Here is a 15,391-nt window from a genome sequence, read left to right on the forward strand (position 1 = left end):
ACTTATTCAAATTAATATAGTACTAATTTTGAGGGATCAAATAAGTTTTCTCTTACCGCATAAATGACTAAACCCGCGGTATTTTTGACACCCGTTTTTAATAATAAGTTGGTTCGATGTCCTTCTACTGTGCGTTGTGTTATAAAGAGTTTTTCTCCTATTTCCTTTGCAGTATATTGCATACAAATTAAGTCCAACACTTCGAATTCTCTTTTTGAGATTTGATCATGCTTTACAATTTGGGGTTTTGCAGAAGGGTTTTCAGGCAACTGATGTCTTAGTACTTCTATTTGTTCTGAGGTAAAGTAAAAATCCTTTTGATCTATTTCATGAATTGCTTCCAATAGTTGCTCTGGTAATATGCCTTTAGGTAAAAACGCGTTGACTCCTGCCTTAAGCATAAAACCTATAGAGGAGTTACTGTAATATGAAGAAATAACAGCAACCTTCACTTCAGGGAAATCATTTTTTAGTAATTCCAATATTTCCATACCATCCATTTTTTTCATACGAAGATCTAACACCACAATATCCGGAACAGATTCTATATTTTTTAGTTCATTAAAAAACTCTATCCCATTTTTAGCACATATACTCACCAACATATTATGACTTTCAAAAAAGGAAGTCAATAATGATACTAAAAGACTGTCATCATCAACTATTGCTAATGAAATAGGTTTGCTCATTATTCTTGGGTTAATGGGGCACAGGCAATAAAAGTTGTACCTTTTTGATTTGACTTAAATTTATACACACCATTTAATATTTGCAAACGAAGTTCAATGTTTTGCAATCCTAAACCTTGAATCTTGAGAGTATCAAATCCAACTCCATTATCGCTAATTTTTAATGCTGTTGTAGTATTTGATATACGTAAATAAAAATATATTTCTGTGGCCTGAGCATGTTTGATGATATTATTAATGATTTCTTGTACCACTCTTAACAGATGTAATTTTTGCTCCGATAATAGCGTGATATTAGTATTATACCGTAATAGGGTGTACCCTACTTGATATGATGATTTTAGTGGCAAAAATAAACTTTTCAATAATTCATAAAGGGATAATTCTTCGATAAATGGCGGCTTGAGGTTATGAGATAGTTGTCTTGTAAGTGAGATACACTCTACTATACTATTTTCAAAGTGTTTTTCAAGATCGCGTGAAGAAAAAATAAGAAGTATTACATTTAATTTATTGATCAGTGCATCATGTAATTCCAGAGCAATTCTGCTTCGTTCTCGCTCTAAAATCTCAATACTGATATGCGTTAATACTTTTTGATGTTCTAATTTTGTCTCTATAAGCAAGGCTTTTGATTTGAGTATCCTTTTGAAATAAAGACGAGTAAATACTATAATAGCCAATGCGAAAGAGGTAATCACAAGTAGTGAGATACTCAACCAAAGTATGAGAGTTTCGGGTTCTTGCCATTTTTCCATATTAAGTAGATAAGAAATGAGTAAAACATTACCGTAATGACAAAATTAATTGCCCAGAAATAAAATTTTACCTCCGAATTAATATTGATTAACAAGTTGATAGGTAAGTATAACAACAGGTTAACCGAAAAAAACAACAGTAATGTCGCATTTAATGACATATATATATGTGTCTTTTCTTCTTTTTCATTAAGCACATTTCCATAAAAAAGAAATGTATATATAATAATGGAAATATCTCCCATTACTATTCCGTATGATTGGAATTGTTCTGGGCTTTGTGCAGAAACATGAATGATATCTATAACAATAATGGCAAAAGAAATGATTATTAAAGGGAGTAAAATAGAACGTTTGTCCCTTAGCAAATATCTATAATACATCCATGAAAATATAATTAGTTCTATTAATCCATATATTGGTATTATCAATAGGTTATTTCCATATAAAGTATCAAGGAGTCTACTTATCAAATCTGTCAGAAGCCCAAAAACAAAATAAACAATAAGTAATTTATATACTGACGTTAGATGTTTGTAATGATATAATCCTAGTCCTATTCCAAATATCAAAGTGATCGGAGATAGGTAAAGAACTATTTCAAGAACATCATGGAGCAACATTTCTTGACAATTCTGAAACCTGCATTAAATGAAAATTTTGGGGAGCAATAGTCCCCTGACCAAATGGAGGAACAGGGCGAACAATATCATCAAATGAAGATTCTACTTCAGAGTTAGATAATAAAAAGCCATTTGTTTCATTCCATATTATCAACTCTGCTTCGGGGTAGTGATAGAGTTTCTTTTTCTTAAGTCCAAACAAAGCAAAAACTTCAGTTTCTTTTTCTAAATCAGTAGAAGGAATAACAAAAGCCTCAAAAAGGCCATTTGGCGTTGTTATAGCACTATTGATCCATTTATCTTTAAGCACAGACCAGTGAATGATTCTTGTAATTGCTTCATTAGATGGGATGGCATCTGTGCTATTAAAATATCTAGACTGAGAAGTGGTAATAAAAGGACCGAATAGATCTTGGTCCATATATTTAGCTTCTTCTACAATTATGAAATCTTCAATTCTTTCTCCTTCTTTACCGAATTCACTTTCACTGTCCATTATATTATTCATTAAAAAGAATAATAACTTCCCCTCATGTACGCCAAGATAGGCATGAACATATGTAGGAACAATCGGATCGATTCTTGGTGAAACCTTTAATACTTTTTTGACATCAATATGGAATAATGAACCCTGACCAAGAAAATCTGTGGAAGCTTTTTCAGATTGTCTTAAAATTCCCCATTCTCTAATGGCTTTTTTGATACTTTCTAACTGCATTGTCTTTAAATTGTTTTAAGAGTTGAGTAATACAATAGAGTGATTAAATCAAAGATACTTAAATATTACACAATCAGATGTGCATTTTTGATGTAACTACATCTGAATCATCCAACTCTATACCCTTGAAAAAATATAACTAATTTATTTTCAGACCTATTGCAGAATATATACCTTTTTATTTGTACTTTTTTTAGTATTAATTCCAAAAAAACAAAAATGAATAATAACCCAATAATTTATAAAAGTGAAAGAATATGTATCTTCATAGATTTCATCTCCATTCTTAAAAAATTATTGGTGCAACATTTGGAAGCAGATAATTCTGAAGTTAAATCAAATTCTAAAAACAAGTTGAGTTGGAGTATCGATGTAAACTTTGAAGAATTTATTAGCACTAAACCACCTTGCACTTAAAGTGCAGGGGTTCGTTTTCGCAAGGGACTAAAGTCTCTAAGCCTATTCCAATATTAAATTGGAATCATCATTATTACCCCGACGATGATACTCTAGATATTCATTAACCATCTTATCTGTAATATTCCTTGTACTCCAAACACCATAGCCATTTGCCAAAAAATGCTTCCCTCAATAACAATCTTATATGCTTAGAAATTCTTGTTGTAACTTCCTTGATGTCCTACCTTTCAATTGTTTTACTATATAACTAACAATCAACTTTGGAGCATATTCAATGTGCATATGAACGTGGTCTGTACTAACAACACTTTTCAATATCTCAGCAAATTTGAATTAAAAGTTCTCTATAACGTATTTGAATATCGCCACGTAGAACTTTATACCTATTACTTAGTAGACCAAACTATATGATAGGTCAATCGACTTACTGTATGAGAACCTTTTCGTATTTTAAAATCCATCTAAATCTAATATATATATATTCGAACTACTAAAAGTGTTGCAATGAAATTGCAGGGCTTTCACCCAAATCTGAGACCGATGAAGCCTAACCTCGATAAATCATGGAAGTTAAGTATCTACAATGAGAAATAACGGTTGCAAAAATTATTATTCCCCGAAGGGATTTTGTATAGTAAGAAAAAAGACAAAATTAAAACTTTAAAGACAAACCCTATTATGGAAATAGCAAACTATATATCAATAAGTTATAATAAAAAGAAAGCCAGACAAAATTGTCTGGCTTTGGTAAAATTGTCTTAAAATTGACCCAGGAGGGATTAACTAGCGTTGATCCCATTACACTCACTACTGCAAATAAGAAACCACGAGCTATCGCTCTAGTTCTTTATTTTATTCCAAAGCTTCAAACTACGTTTGGCTTTTCCATAAAATAAAGAACCACGCCAAATGGCGTGGTTTCTTGCTTGATGTGACCCAGGAGGGATTCAAACCCCCAACCCTCAGAGCCGAAATCTGATGCGCTATTCAGTTGCGCCACTGGGCCTGTTTAATTTTTAATTTCTTATGATAATTTACTTTTTACTATGGTAGATATTGTTTTTCCGTCTGCTTTTCCTGTAAGTTCTGCATTAGCCATCCCCATTACTTTACCCATATCCTTCATACCTTCTGCGCCAGTCTTCGCAATAATATCAACGACTACTTTTTCAATCTCTTCTTCTCCTAATTGCTCAGGTAAGAATTGCTCTATTACCGCTGCCTGTGCCAATTCTGGTTCTGCCAAATCAGTTCTACCTTGTTCTGTAAAGATTCCTGCACTATCTTTACGTTGTTTCACTTGCTTTTGCAATAATTTCAATTCTTGTTCTTCAGAAAGCTCTTCTTGTACTCCACTTTCTGTCTTAGCTAACAAAATAGCAGATTTTATAGCACGTAATGATGTTAATGCATTGGTATCTTTAGCTTTCATAGCTTCTTTCATTGCGGTCATTACTTTTTGCTCTAAACTCATCTTATTTGATTTTGATCTTTTGGATTGCGAAGATAAAAAATAAACCGATAATCAAAGAGTAGATTATCGGTTATCTATAACTTTTTATGGATTCTAGCTTGCACCAGATATCAATTAAAACATCTTTTAATCTACATTATCATGTAGAAAAGAATTGTTTTTGCGCAATTGTATATCGTCATTACTATCAGTACCCAATGAGGTTCTGGATAATCCAGCATCATCAGGCTTAGCATCTACATCAATTCCAGCTCTTTTATAAGCGGGTTCCTTCTCAATATCATCTATATTAGAGCTATTTCTGAATTTATAATTAAACTCTTTCATTTTTGCTCTACGTTCTGCGGCTCTAGCTTTTAAGGTTTCAGAAATAGGTTGATCAACAGGGTCTACATTTTCCTGTATTTCTGTTTCTGGAGAAGGAGCTACAGTTTTCTTTTCTAAAACGATTTCCTCTTCCTCTATTACCCCTGCAGGTTTTGCTTCTGATAGTCGTTTTTCCTCTTCCATATATTCTTCTAGACTATATCTACGGCCTCCCCCAGATATTGCCTCTCCCGTCGGAACAACCTCTATTGGATCTTTAACTTCTAAATCTAGAATATCATCACTCAAATCAAAAATTATTGGTTGTTCTTCCTCTTCATTTTTCTTTTCTTCATGAACCTCTATCGGAGCAATTGGTTCTTGCTCGCGTTCTTCTTTGTTTCCTCCAACAGGCATATCAAATGCTAAAGCAAACTGATCTTCTTTATCTTCTGCTGCACTTATTTCCTCTTCATCATTAACTTCTATTTGCTTAATAATATCCTGTGCATTAATGATCACAAAATCATTTTCTGAAGAGAACGCATCAACAACCTCATACGACACATCTATATTTTTCAACAAATCTGAAGTCGGTATTAATGGATTATCTTCATCTACTTCTTCATCTTCTATCAATTCGTGCTTAATGATCAAAGGTTCTTTTTTTTCTTCTTCTTTCTTTGGCACAGGAGATCTCAAAGGAGTAACAGCGCTACTTGTTGATTTTGGGGACAAGTTTTGTGTTGCTGCTCTTTGTTCGTCTTCTAACGTATGGATTATTTTCTTAGTTTCAGTATTCACAATTTCATCCTGCTGCTCTACATCAAATCCGGTAGCAATAATAGTTACCGAAATTGCTTCTTCTAAAGATTCATCTTCTCCAACTCCCATAATAATATTGGCTCCATGACCAGCTTCCTGTTGGATATGATCATTGATCTCTCCAATTTCATCAATTGTAATTTCTTCTTTACCGGATACGATTAACAGTAACACATTTTTAGCCCCGGTAATTTTATTATCGTTAAGTAATGGTGAATCTAATGCTTTTACAATAGCATCATGAGCGCGTTTATTACCAGAGGCACTAGCAGACCCCATAATTGCTGTACCACTATTACTTAGAACCGTTTTAGCATCACGTAAATCTATATTTTGTGTATAGTGATGTGTAATTACTTCGGCTATACCTCGAGATGCAGTAGCAAGAACTTCATCGGCTTTGGAGAAACCAGCTTTAAATCCTAAGTTACCATATACTTCTCGCAATTTATTGTTATTAATCACGATTAAAGAATCCACATGTGCACGAAGTCGCTCTACTCCCAACTGAGCTTGTTCATTACGCATACGTCCTTCAAATTGAAAAGGAATCGTTACAATACCTACTGTTAGAATATCTAACTCCTTAGCCATTTTGGCAATAATAGGAGCAGCACCTGTACCAGTTCCACCACCCATACCTGCGGTGATAAAAATCATCTTGGTATTCGTGTCCAACATTGTTTTTATCTCTTCATAACTCTCAACAGCAGATTGTTCTCCTACCTCTGGATTGGCACCAGCACCTAATCCTTCTGTAAGCGAAACTCCTAACTGTATCTTATTAGGGATCGAGCTATTTTCTAACGCCTGTGCATCTGTATTACAAATCACAAAGTCAACTCCTTTTATCCCTTGTAAGAACATATGATTGATGGCATTACTACCACCTCCTCCTACTCCAATCACTTTAATTACATTTGATTGATTTTTGGGCAAATCAAACGAAATATTTTCAAACTCCTCATTTTTACTCATAATTGCTAATTTTCTGGTTCTCCTACTTATTCTTTATATATTTTTATTCTTTATTCTATGAGGAACTTCATTTACCCCTGCTCCTCAGTGCTGGCACCTCACTAAAATTGTCCTCAGGACAATTTCTTTACGCGCCCTTGCCCCTCAATGCTGGCACCTCACTAAAATTGTCCTCAGGACAATTTCTTTACGCTCGGTCCTATTCTGCATTATCAAGGAATTCCTTGAATTTTTCTGTCCACTTCTCTAAAATATTCTTTCTTGGTTTTAAATCAACCCTATGATTTTCTTCCTCAACTACTGTTTTTTCATTTACTGCTGCTTCAGGTTGCGATGCAGTTTCTGCACTTGCCAAGGTTTCTTTTTTAACTGTTTTTTTGTGTTTTTTAATATGAATCAGCCCATCCATTACTAACCCTACGGCAGTCGCATACATAGGGCTTGTAGTTTCAGAATCACTATTCCCGGCTAGATGTTCATTAGGATATCCGATTCGTGTATCCATACCTGTAATATACTCCACAAGCTGTTTTAAATGCTTAAGTTGCGACCCTCCTCCTGTCAATACAATTCCTGCAATTAATTTTTTCTTAGGAGATTCATGTCCATAGTTCTTGATTTCTAAAAAAACCTGTTCTATAATTTCCACTACTCTGGCATGAATAATTTTGGACAAGTTCTTTAACGTTATCTCTTTTGGCTCTCTACCTCTTAACCCAGGAATTGATACAATCTCATTATCTTTATTTTCTCCTGGCCATGCAGATCCAAATTTTATTTTTAATAACTCTGCTTGTTTTTCGATGATAGAACATCCTTCTTTGATATCCTCTGTAATTACATTTCCTCCAAAAGGAATTACTGCTGTATGACGAATAATTCCATCTTTAAAAATGGCTAAATCTGTTGTTCCTCCTCCAATATCAATAAGAGCAACACCAGCTTCTTTCTCTTCCTGACTTAATACAGCATTTGCTGAAGCTAAAGGCTCTAAAGTAACATCAGACAATTCTAACCCTGAACTTTTAACACATCTACCTATATTGCGAATAGAAGTCACTTGCCCTACTACCACATGAAAATTGGCTTCGAGTCTTCCCCCATACATCCCCACTGGTTCTTTTATCTCTGCTTGACCATCTACTTTATACTCCTGAGGTAATACATGTAAGATTTCCTCTCCTGGCAGCATTACTAACTTGTGCACTTGATTACACAATTTTTCTATATCATCTTCATCAATTACAGCATCTGCATTAGGTCTGGTGATATAATCACTATGTTGTAAACTACGAATATGCTGACCAGCAATTCCAACAGTTACATCATTAATTTTTAATCCCGAAACACTTTCTGCTTCCTGAATTGCTTGTTGAATAGATTGAATTGTTTGTGTTATATTATTTACAACACCTCGGTGCACTCCTAAACTTTTGGATTTACCAACTCCCAATACCTCCATCTTCCCGTATTCATTATACCGTCCTACCATGGCAACAATCTTAGTTGTTCCTATATCTAGTCCTACCGCTATTTCATTCACTTCTCGTTCCATATTGGTATCATTTTATTGTACACACCACTTGATTACTAAACTGTAAACTGACTTTTTTATATGACCCAAGGCTTTTATCTCGCAATGCTTTTTGATAAAACGCCTTAAAATTTTTAATCTTATTATTTAAATTCTCTATTTTCCCAACGATCAACTTAAACCTGTACACACGTAACTCTAACTCATAATTTCCATCAGCACCAAGATAAACACCTACAACATGCTTTTTTAAAAACTCATCTTCCTGAATTTTTCTTAGTAAAGGAAAAATCTGAGCGACTTCTCTCTCTGATACATTATGTATAATCGGCACATGAGCCGAATAACTATCAGATAAAGGCATCGTATTTCCCGTAACATCAACATAAAAAGGAGTAACCGCGTTAACCCTAGCAATTGGGGTGCGTTGCTTGATTCTTGCCCTAAGTTCTCCATTTACAGTAAGATACACATCAGAATGCTCAATCATTTCATGTGCATCAAGTTCTTGCTCTACAGTATTCAAAACTAAAATTTCTTTACCCACGCTCGTAACTCTTTCCTGATTTTGTATTAACAATTTATTAACCGTCAATTCATTTATGTATGGATCCTGTTCTTCTATAAATTCTATAAGCACTTCTTTAATCTTTCTGCGCTCATTTCGCTTACTTGCAAATGCAAAAAGAACGGTAATCAAAATCAACAGACCTCCAAATTTTAAATATGTCAAAATTTTATTCCTCATACCAACAAAGCTTCTTTTATGCCATTCACTTCTTCTCCTATATCTCCTGCTCCTATTGTTAACACAACTTCGGCATTACTTCCTGTTATTTCTTTTATTAGATGTTCTTTTTTTATTATTTTTTTATTCTCAATATTTATCATATCCAATAACCAATCAGAGGTTACTCCTGCTATAGGCAATTCTCTGGCTGGATATATATCTAAAAGCAACAATTGATCAAACTGACTTAGGCTTGTTGCAAAATCTGCTGCAAAATCTCTTGTTCTACTATATAAATGTGGTTGAAAAACCGCTAATACCTTTTTATCAGGATGCATTTCTCGTACCGCCTGATGCAAGGCATTAATTTCTGTTGGATGATGTGCATAATCATCTACATACACCAAATTATCTGTTTTAATTTGATAACTAAACCTTCTTTGAACCCCCTTAAAGGAAAATAAAGCCTTTGCCAAAGGCCCGGTCGGGGAGCCGTAAAGCGTTGCTATAGCAAAGGCCGTAATAGCATTTAACAAGTTGTGTCTACCTGGCAGGTTTAAATGCAAATCCCTAATGAGTTCGTGAGGAGTTTTTAAATCAAAAATATATGTTCCATTATCTATTTTTATATCCTGAGCACAATAATCTGAGTCATCTTCGATTCCGAAAGTAATTCCCGAAAGTGGCAATCCATTGCACACTAAAAGATGATCCTTTGCTTTGGATGAAAATTCTATAAATGATTCTTCTAATGCATTTTCTTCCTCATAAATATCCAAATGGTCTGCATCCATCGAAGTGATTGCTGCAATATCAGGGTATAATTGCAAAAATGATCTATCAAATTCATCTGCCTCTACCACCACAACTTCATTTCCTTCTAATACCAGATTAGAATTGTAGTTTTCGCTTATACCTCCTAAAAATGCAGTCACCTTAGCCCCACTTTCTTTAAGCAAATGAGCAAGAATTGCAGTAGTGGTTGTCTTACCGTGAGTACCAGCTACCGCAAGTGTATACACATCTTTGGTAATTATCCCCAGAACCTCTGCTCTCTTCTGAATCAGAAATCCATTATCCTGCACATAAACAAATTCTTTATGATCCTTAGGAATAGCCGGAGTATATACAATCAATGTATTTTCTTTATTTAAAAATACTTTAGGAATAAGATCAATATTATCTTCGAAATGAATATCAACACCTAGTTTCTGTAAATCAACAGTAATCTGAGTAGGCGTTTTATCATATCCTCCTACATTTTTACCAAGGAATTTAAAATATCGAGCAAGTGCACTCATACCAATACCGCCAATACCGATAAAATATATATTTTGTATGTTGTCTAAACTAGTATTCATTTACACTTTTAATTCCTGGTAATTTTATCTTCAATTAATTTTTCAATCTCATCTACTATACTAGACGTTGCTTTAGGCAACGCTAACACTTTTATAGCTTTAGAAAGCTTTATCTGCTTATCTTTTGATGTTAACAATTCTGAAATTTCAGATTCAAAATTCACATCCAACTCACTCTCTTTTAGCATTATTGCACCATTTTGATCTACAATAGCTTGTGCATTTTTAGTCTGATGATCCTCGGCTACATTAGGAGATGGGATAAACACTGTTGGTTTTGCTACAATACATAATTCTGAAACCGAGCTCGCTCCCGCTCTTGATATAATAATATCAGCTGCAGCATATGCCAAATCCATAGTATCTAAAAACTGATGTACTTGCACATCCTTATGATCATTATATGTTTTATATTCTGAATAATATAACTTCCCACATTGCCAAAGCACCTGTACTTCTTTCTCACCAAAAAAATCAAGTTCTTTCTCGATTAACTGATTAATTCTTCTTGCACCCAAACTGCCTCCCAAGACTAAAATGGTTTTCTTATCATTGCTTAGATCATACTTTTTGATTGCTTCTTCTCTTTTACCCTCAATCTGCAACAAATCCTGACGTACTGGATTACCAGTTTTTATTATTTTCTCTTTCGGAAAAAAACGTTCCATATCATCATAAGCAACGCAAATTTTATTTGCTCCTTTTGACAACCATTTATTCGTTATTCCGGGAAAAGAATTTTGTTCCTGAAGCACAGTAGGAATTTTTCTCGAATTCGACATTTTCAACAATGGTCCGCTTGCAAATCCTCCTGTACCAATAACGATATCAGGGTTAAATTTTTTAATTATTCTTTTAGATTTCCAAAGACTACTTATCAATTTAATAGGAAACAAAAGATTACTTAATGTTAACCTTCTTTGAATACCACTAATCCATAGCCCTACAATTTCATAACCTGCCTGAGGTATTTTTTGCATTTCCATGCGGTCTTTAGCTCCTACAAACAAAACAGAAGTATCAGGATATCTATTGCGTATTTCATTTGCAATAGCAATTGCAGGATAGATATGCCCTCCTGTTCCTCCTCCAGATAATATAACCTTCAATCCTTTACTCATAAAACTTCACTCAATACTTCTAATGGATTTTCTTCCTTTTCTTTTATTTGCTCTTCTTTTATAATTGCTTCTCTTTTACTACTTACACTTAGTACAATACCAATAGCTAGGCACGTCATCCAAATTGATGTCCCTCCACTACTAATAAGTGGAAGCGTTTGCCCAGTAACCGGAAATAATTCTACAGCTACTCCCATATTTATTAGTGCCTGAAAGACAATGGGAAGTCCAACTCCGATAACCAATAATTTCCCAAAAACATCTACACTTTTATGAGCTACAATGACCAACCTAAGTAATAACAATATATATAACAGCATTAAAAAAACACCTCCTACAAATCCCCACTCCTCAACTATTATGGCATAAATAAAATCTGATGATGACTGTGGTAAAAAGTTTCTCTGTACACTTTTACCAGGCCCTGTTCCTATCACTCCTCCTCTGGCGATAGCTATTTTTGCACGCTCGATTTGATAATCCTCCTGTGTATCTTTATCATCAGTAAAATTTTCTATTCTACTTACCCAAGTATCAACTCTATTTGGAAAAACACCTGGAAATGCCTTTGCAAAAAGAATAAAAAAAGTAAGTATCAAAAGCCCCGATCCTAAAATGACCGAAATGTATTTTAATGGATATCCTCCCAAAAACACCAACATAATAACCATAGAAAATATAATCGCTGCAGTAGAAAAGTTTGCTGGTAAAATCAACATAAGCACCAGAAAAACCGGCATCCAAAGTGGCAATAATGTTTCCTTAAAAGAAACGTATTCATTTTTAATTTTTGAAAGATATCTAGCTACATAAGACATCAAAACTACTGCTGCCAGAGTAGAAGGCTGAAAACCAACTCCTACAAAAGGTAAACGAATCCATCTACTTGCATTTGTCCCCCCTCCTGAAGTATTCTGTGCTAATGTAACCAACAACAACACGATTACCATTGGTATCATGATTATAGAAAGTCCTTTAAAATAATGATATGGTATTTTATGTACTCCATATATAATCAAAAACCCTAAAACGAGATGAACAAAGTGTTTTACCAAAAAACTAAAGGTATCTCCATCTCCACCATACAAGTATGCCAAATTACTACTAGCGCTATACACAGGTAGAAATGAAAACAATGCCAGCAAAGCAGCGATTGCCCATATCATTTTATCTCCTTTTATATTTGCTAATACTTTAGTCATTATTATGTATTATTTCATTCTTCAATTTTAAATCTATACTTCATCGTATTTTTACCGGACTATAATTCTCTAACAGCTTCTTTAAACTGTCGACCTCTTTCTTCATAATTTTTAAACAGATCAAAACTTGCACACGCAGGAGATAATAGAACATTTTCATTTCTCTCAGCTATTTTATATGCCATTTTTACCGCTTCTTTCATTGATTGTGTTTCTACGATATCATCAACACAATTGCCAAACGCATTTATGATTTTAGAATTATCCACTCCTAAACAAATAATTGCTTTCACTTTCTCATTAACCAAAGAAAACAACTCTGTATAATCATTACCTTTATCTACTCCTCCTACAATCCATACTGTTGCAGATTTCATAGCATCTAATGCATAGAAAGTTGCATTTACATTGGTTGCTTTTGAATCATTAATATATTGTACATTATTAATTTTCAATACATTTTCCAACCTATGTTCTACTCCATGAAAGTTCTCTAAACACTCTCGAATGGTAGTCTTTCTAATTTTCAACAATTGTGATACCGTAGCGGCGGCCATGGCATTTTTCACATTGTGATTTCCTTTTAATGCTAAGTTTTCTGTTGGCATGATGATTTTGTTGTTGTCTATTGTTATTGTTATATTATTTTTTTCTAAATAAGCTCCGTTTTCCACTCTTTTTGTCAAAGAAAATGGTAGTAATTTTGAGCGAATGGGATACTTCTCTAAATACTCTACAATTACCTTATCATCTGCATCATAAATAAAGTAATCATCTTCTTTTTGATTCATTGCAATTCTAAATTTTGAAGCGATATAATTTTCAAATTTATAGTCATATCGATCCAAATGATCTGGAGTGATATTGGTAAGAATCGCAATATGAGGCGCAAACTCTTTAATACCATCCAGCTGAAAGCTACTTAATTCTAATACATAAAAAGGAGCATCTTTCTCTGCCACTTGTTTTGCAAAACTATCACCTATATTACCCGCTATATTTACATCCAACCCTCCCTGCTGGAGTATATAATGAGTAAGCATAGTTGTTGTTGTCTTTCCATTGCTTCCTGTAATACCCACAATCTGCGCAGCAGTAAATCCAAAAGCAAACTCTATTTCAGATACTACGTGAATCCCTTTTTCAAGTAGTTGCTGTACCAGTGCTACTTTATCAGGAATCCCCGGACTCTTCATAACAACATCTGCATTTATAATCCTAGATACTGTATGTTGTTGTTCTTCCCATTCGATTTCAAAATTTCTAAGAACTTCTTTATAATGATCTGTAATTGTTCCCTTATCAGAAACAAAAACATCAAATCCTTTCTTTTTACCCAAAATTGCGGTTCCAACTCCACTCTCTCCTGCACCTAACACCACTAACCTTTTCATACTATCTCACCTTAAGCGTAATCACAGCAATAATTGCCAGAAAAATCCCAACAATCCAAAACCTGGAAACGATCTTACTTTCATGTATTCCTTTCTTCTGATAGTGATGATGTAAAGGGGACATCAAAAATATTCTCCTTCCTTCTCCATGCTTTTTTTTAGTATACTTAAACCAGCTTACCTGCATCATTACTGATAAGGTTTCTATAAAAAAGATTCCGCATATGATAGGGATCAAAAATTCTTTACGTATTGCAATTGCAATAACTGCTATAATTCCTCCTATAGTCAAACTTCCTGTATCCCCCATAAAAACCTGCGCAGGATACGTATTGTACCATAAAAAGCCTACCAAAGCCCCTGCAAATGCTGCTATAAATATGGTCATCTCTCCAGAATTAGGTATATACATTACATTGAGATAATCTGAAAATATGATATTACCCGAAACCCATGCAAACAGTGCTAATGTCAATACCATTATTGCTGATGAACCTGCAGCCAATCCATCAATCCCATCAGTAAGGTTGGCTCCGTTTGAAACCGCAGTGACAATAAAAATCACAATAGGTATAAATATTAACCAAGCATATTTAACGAGATCTGGACTGATCCAGGTAATCAAACTGGAATATTCGAATTCATTATTTTTGAGGAATGGTATTGTTGTTTTTGTAGACTTAATAGCTGGATTAAAATCTGAGCTCTCCTCGGAGCTAGCAACCTGCTCTACATCAGAATTAGCTTTTTCTTCTTTAATGGTAATATCACTATGAAAATACATAGTACACCCTACGATAAGTCCTAATCCTACTTGACCAATAACCTTAAATTTTCCAGCAAGCCCTTCCTTATCTTTTCTTTTAATTTTTAAATAATCATCTGTAAAACCAATCACTCCCATCCATAATGTGGTAACAATTAACAGTATGACATATATATTATCCAGTTTAGCAAATAACAATACAGGAACAAGAGTTGCCAAAATAATAATGATACCTCCCATAGTTGGAGTTCCTGCCTTTTCTGCCTGACCATCTAATCCCAACTCACGAATACTTTCTCCCATTTGTTTTCTTTGAAGAAAACCTATAATGCGCTTACCATAAATTGTAGAGATTAATAACGACAGTATAATCGCCATTGCAGCTCTAAAAGTTATAAACTGAAACAGCGTTGCCCCGGGGAACTGGTATTCGCTTTCCAAATATTCAAATAAATAGTATAGCATAAGTCATTACCTTTTTATATTCTCTCT

At 34.1% G+C, this 15,391-nt stretch carries 13 protein-coding genes, 1 tRNA gene and 1 pseudogene; 1 reads left to right on the forward strand and 14 read right to left on the reverse strand.

Annotated features, from left to right (window positions below):
- Positions 1 to 11 precede the first annotated feature (11 nt).
- From DK442_RS25665 to DK442_RS25680, 3 genes are all read right to left on the reverse strand, one after another.
- Positions 12 to 689 (reverse strand): response regulator transcription factor, encoded by a 678-nt coding sequence (locus DK442_RS25665; RefSeq protein WP_109438774.1) that lies wholly within the window; start codon positions 687 to 689, stop codon positions 12 to 14.
- Complete coding sequence (locus tag DK442_RS25670; protein ID WP_109438775.1) at positions 689 to 1,447, reverse strand: sensor histidine kinase; 759 nt, start codon at positions 1,445 to 1,447, stop codon at positions 689 to 691. Before DK442_RS25670 ends, DK442_RS25665 begins: the two co-directional genes overlap by 1 nt.
- 609 nt (positions 1,448 to 2,056) lie before the next feature.
- Entirely contained in the window at positions 2,057 to 2,788 is a 732-nt protein-coding gene (locus tag DK442_RS25680) for a hypothetical protein (protein WP_109438777.1), read from the reverse strand.
- A gap of 219 nt (positions 2,789 to 3,007) precedes the next feature.
- On the opposite strand from DK442_RS25680, the gene DK442_RS25685 reads away from it, so the two are divergent.
- Positions 3,008 to 3,205: a hypothetical protein gene (locus tag DK442_RS25685; protein ID WP_109438778.1), complete on the forward strand. Its 198-nt coding sequence runs from the start codon at positions 3,008 to 3,010 to the stop codon at positions 3,203 to 3,205.
- Between the two features lie 42 nt (positions 3,206 to 3,247).
- On the opposite strand, the pseudogene tnpA reads toward DK442_RS25685, so the two are convergent.
- The 11 genes and pseudogenes from tnpA to mraY all read right to left on the reverse strand — a co-directional run bounded on the left by tnpA (position 3,248) and on the right by mraY (position 15,364).
- Positions 3,248 to 3,669: pseudogene (gene tnpA, locus DK442_RS25690) on the reverse strand (IS200/IS605 family transposase).
- Between the two features lie 471 nt (positions 3,670 to 4,140).
- Positions 4,141 to 4,214, reverse strand: a tRNA-Arg gene (locus tag DK442_RS25695).
- Between the two features lie 18 nt (positions 4,215 to 4,232).
- On the reverse strand, positions 4,233 to 4,682 hold the full coding sequence (locus DK442_RS25700) for a GatB/YqeY domain-containing protein (protein WP_109438779.1): 450 nt from the start codon (positions 4,680 to 4,682) through the stop codon (positions 4,233 to 4,235).
- A 126-nt stretch (positions 4,683 to 4,808) separates the two neighbouring features.
- Complete coding sequence (gene ftsZ / locus DK442_RS25705) at positions 4,809 to 6,791, reverse strand: cell division protein FtsZ (RefSeq protein WP_109438780.1); 1,983 nt, start codon at positions 6,789 to 6,791, stop codon at positions 4,809 to 4,811.
- A 199-nt stretch (positions 6,792 to 6,990) separates the two neighbouring features.
- Complete coding sequence (ftsA, locus tag DK442_RS25710) at positions 6,991 to 8,346, reverse strand: cell division protein FtsA (RefSeq protein ID WP_109438781.1); 1,356 nt, start codon at positions 8,344 to 8,346, stop codon at positions 6,991 to 6,993.
- Positions 8,347 to 8,353: 7 nt separating this feature from the next.
- Entirely contained in the window at positions 8,354 to 9,073 is a 720-nt protein-coding gene (locus tag DK442_RS25715; protein WP_109438782.1) for a cell division protein FtsQ/DivIB, read from the reverse strand.
- The gene (gene murC / locus DK442_RS25720; RefSeq protein ID WP_109438783.1) at positions 9,070 to 10,416 is read right to left on the reverse strand and encodes a UDP-N-acetylmuramate--L-alanine ligase; all 1,347 of its coding nucleotides are present in this window, start codon (positions 10,414 to 10,416) and stop codon (positions 9,070 to 9,072) included. The genes DK442_RS25715 and murC overlap by 4 nt, the downstream gene beginning before the upstream one ends.
- Before the next feature lie 8 nt (positions 10,417 to 10,424).
- The gene (murG, locus tag DK442_RS25725) at positions 10,425 to 11,537 is read right to left on the reverse strand and encodes an undecaprenyldiphospho-muramoylpentapeptide beta-N-acetylglucosaminyltransferase (protein ID WP_109438784.1); all 1,113 of its coding nucleotides are present in this window, start codon (positions 11,535 to 11,537) and stop codon (positions 10,425 to 10,427) included.
- Positions 11,534 to 12,739: an FtsW/RodA/SpoVE family cell cycle protein gene (locus DK442_RS25730; RefSeq protein WP_109438785.1), complete on the reverse strand. Its 1,206-nt coding sequence runs from the start codon at positions 12,737 to 12,739 to the stop codon at positions 11,534 to 11,536. Before DK442_RS25730 ends, murG begins: the two co-directional genes overlap by 4 nt.
- 59 nt (positions 12,740 to 12,798) lie before the next feature.
- The gene (gene murD / locus DK442_RS25735) at positions 12,799 to 14,133 is read right to left on the reverse strand and encodes a UDP-N-acetylmuramoyl-L-alanine--D-glutamate ligase (protein ID WP_109438786.1); all 1,335 of its coding nucleotides are present in this window, start codon (positions 14,131 to 14,133) and stop codon (positions 12,799 to 12,801) included.
- A gap of 1 nt (position 14,134) precedes the next feature.
- Positions 14,135 to 15,364 carry a phospho-N-acetylmuramoyl-pentapeptide-transferase gene (gene mraY / locus DK442_RS25740; protein WP_109438787.1) on the reverse strand — a complete coding sequence of 410 codons (1,230 nt, stop codon included), beginning with the start codon at positions 15,362 to 15,364 and terminating at the stop codon, positions 14,135 to 14,137.
- Positions 15,365 to 15,391 lie beyond the last annotated feature (27 nt).

This window comes from Aquimarina sp. AU119 (assembly GCF_900312735.1).
Classification (GTDB): domain Bacteria; phylum Bacteroidota; class Bacteroidia; order Flavobacteriales; family Flavobacteriaceae; genus Aquimarina; species Aquimarina algiphila.

Coding starts and splice junctions, on each gene's coding strand:
- DK442_RS25665 (WP_109438774.1), bottom strand. CDS start 689: ATGAGCAAACCTATTTCATTAGCAATAGTTGATGATGACAGTCTTTTA.
- DK442_RS25670 (WP_109438775.1), bottom strand. CDS start 1,447: ATGGAAAAATGGCAAGAACCCGAAACTCTCATACTTTGGTTGAGTATC.
- DK442_RS25680 (WP_109438777.1), bottom strand. CDS start 2,788: ATGCAGTTAGAAAGTATCAAAAAAGCCATTAGAGAATGGGGAATTTTA.
- DK442_RS25685 (WP_109438778.1), top strand. CDS start 3,008: ATGAATAATAACCCAATAATTTATAAAAGTGAAAGAATATGTATCTTC.
- DK442_RS25700 (WP_109438779.1), bottom strand. CDS start 4,682: ATGAGTTTAGAGCAAAAAGTAATGACCGCAATGAAAGAAGCTATGAAA.
- ftsZ (WP_109438780.1), bottom strand. CDS start 6,791: ATGAGTAAAAATGAGGAGTTTGAAAATATTTCGTTTGATTTGCCCAAA.
- ftsA (WP_109438781.1), bottom strand. CDS start 8,346: ATGGAACGAGAAGTGAATGAAATAGCGGTAGGACTAGATATAGGAACA.
- DK442_RS25715 (WP_109438782.1), bottom strand. CDS start 9,073: ATGAGGAATAAAATTTTGACATATTTAAAATTTGGAGGTCTGTTGATT.
- murC (WP_109438783.1), bottom strand. CDS start 10,416: ATGAATACTAGTTTAGACAACATACAAAATATATATTTTATCGGTATT.
- murG (WP_109438784.1), bottom strand. CDS start 11,537: ATGAGTAAAGGATTGAAGGTTATATTATCTGGAGGAGGAACAGGAGGG.
- DK442_RS25730 (WP_109438785.1), bottom strand. CDS start 12,739: ATGACTAAAGTATTAGCAAATATAAAAGGAGATAAAATGATATGGGCA.
- murD (WP_109438786.1), bottom strand. CDS start 14,133: ATGAAAAGGTTAGTGGTGTTAGGTGCAGGAGAGAGTGGAGTTGGAACC.
- mraY (WP_109438787.1), bottom strand. CDS start 15,364: ATGCTATACTATTTATTTGAATATTTGGAAAGCGAATACCAGTTCCCC.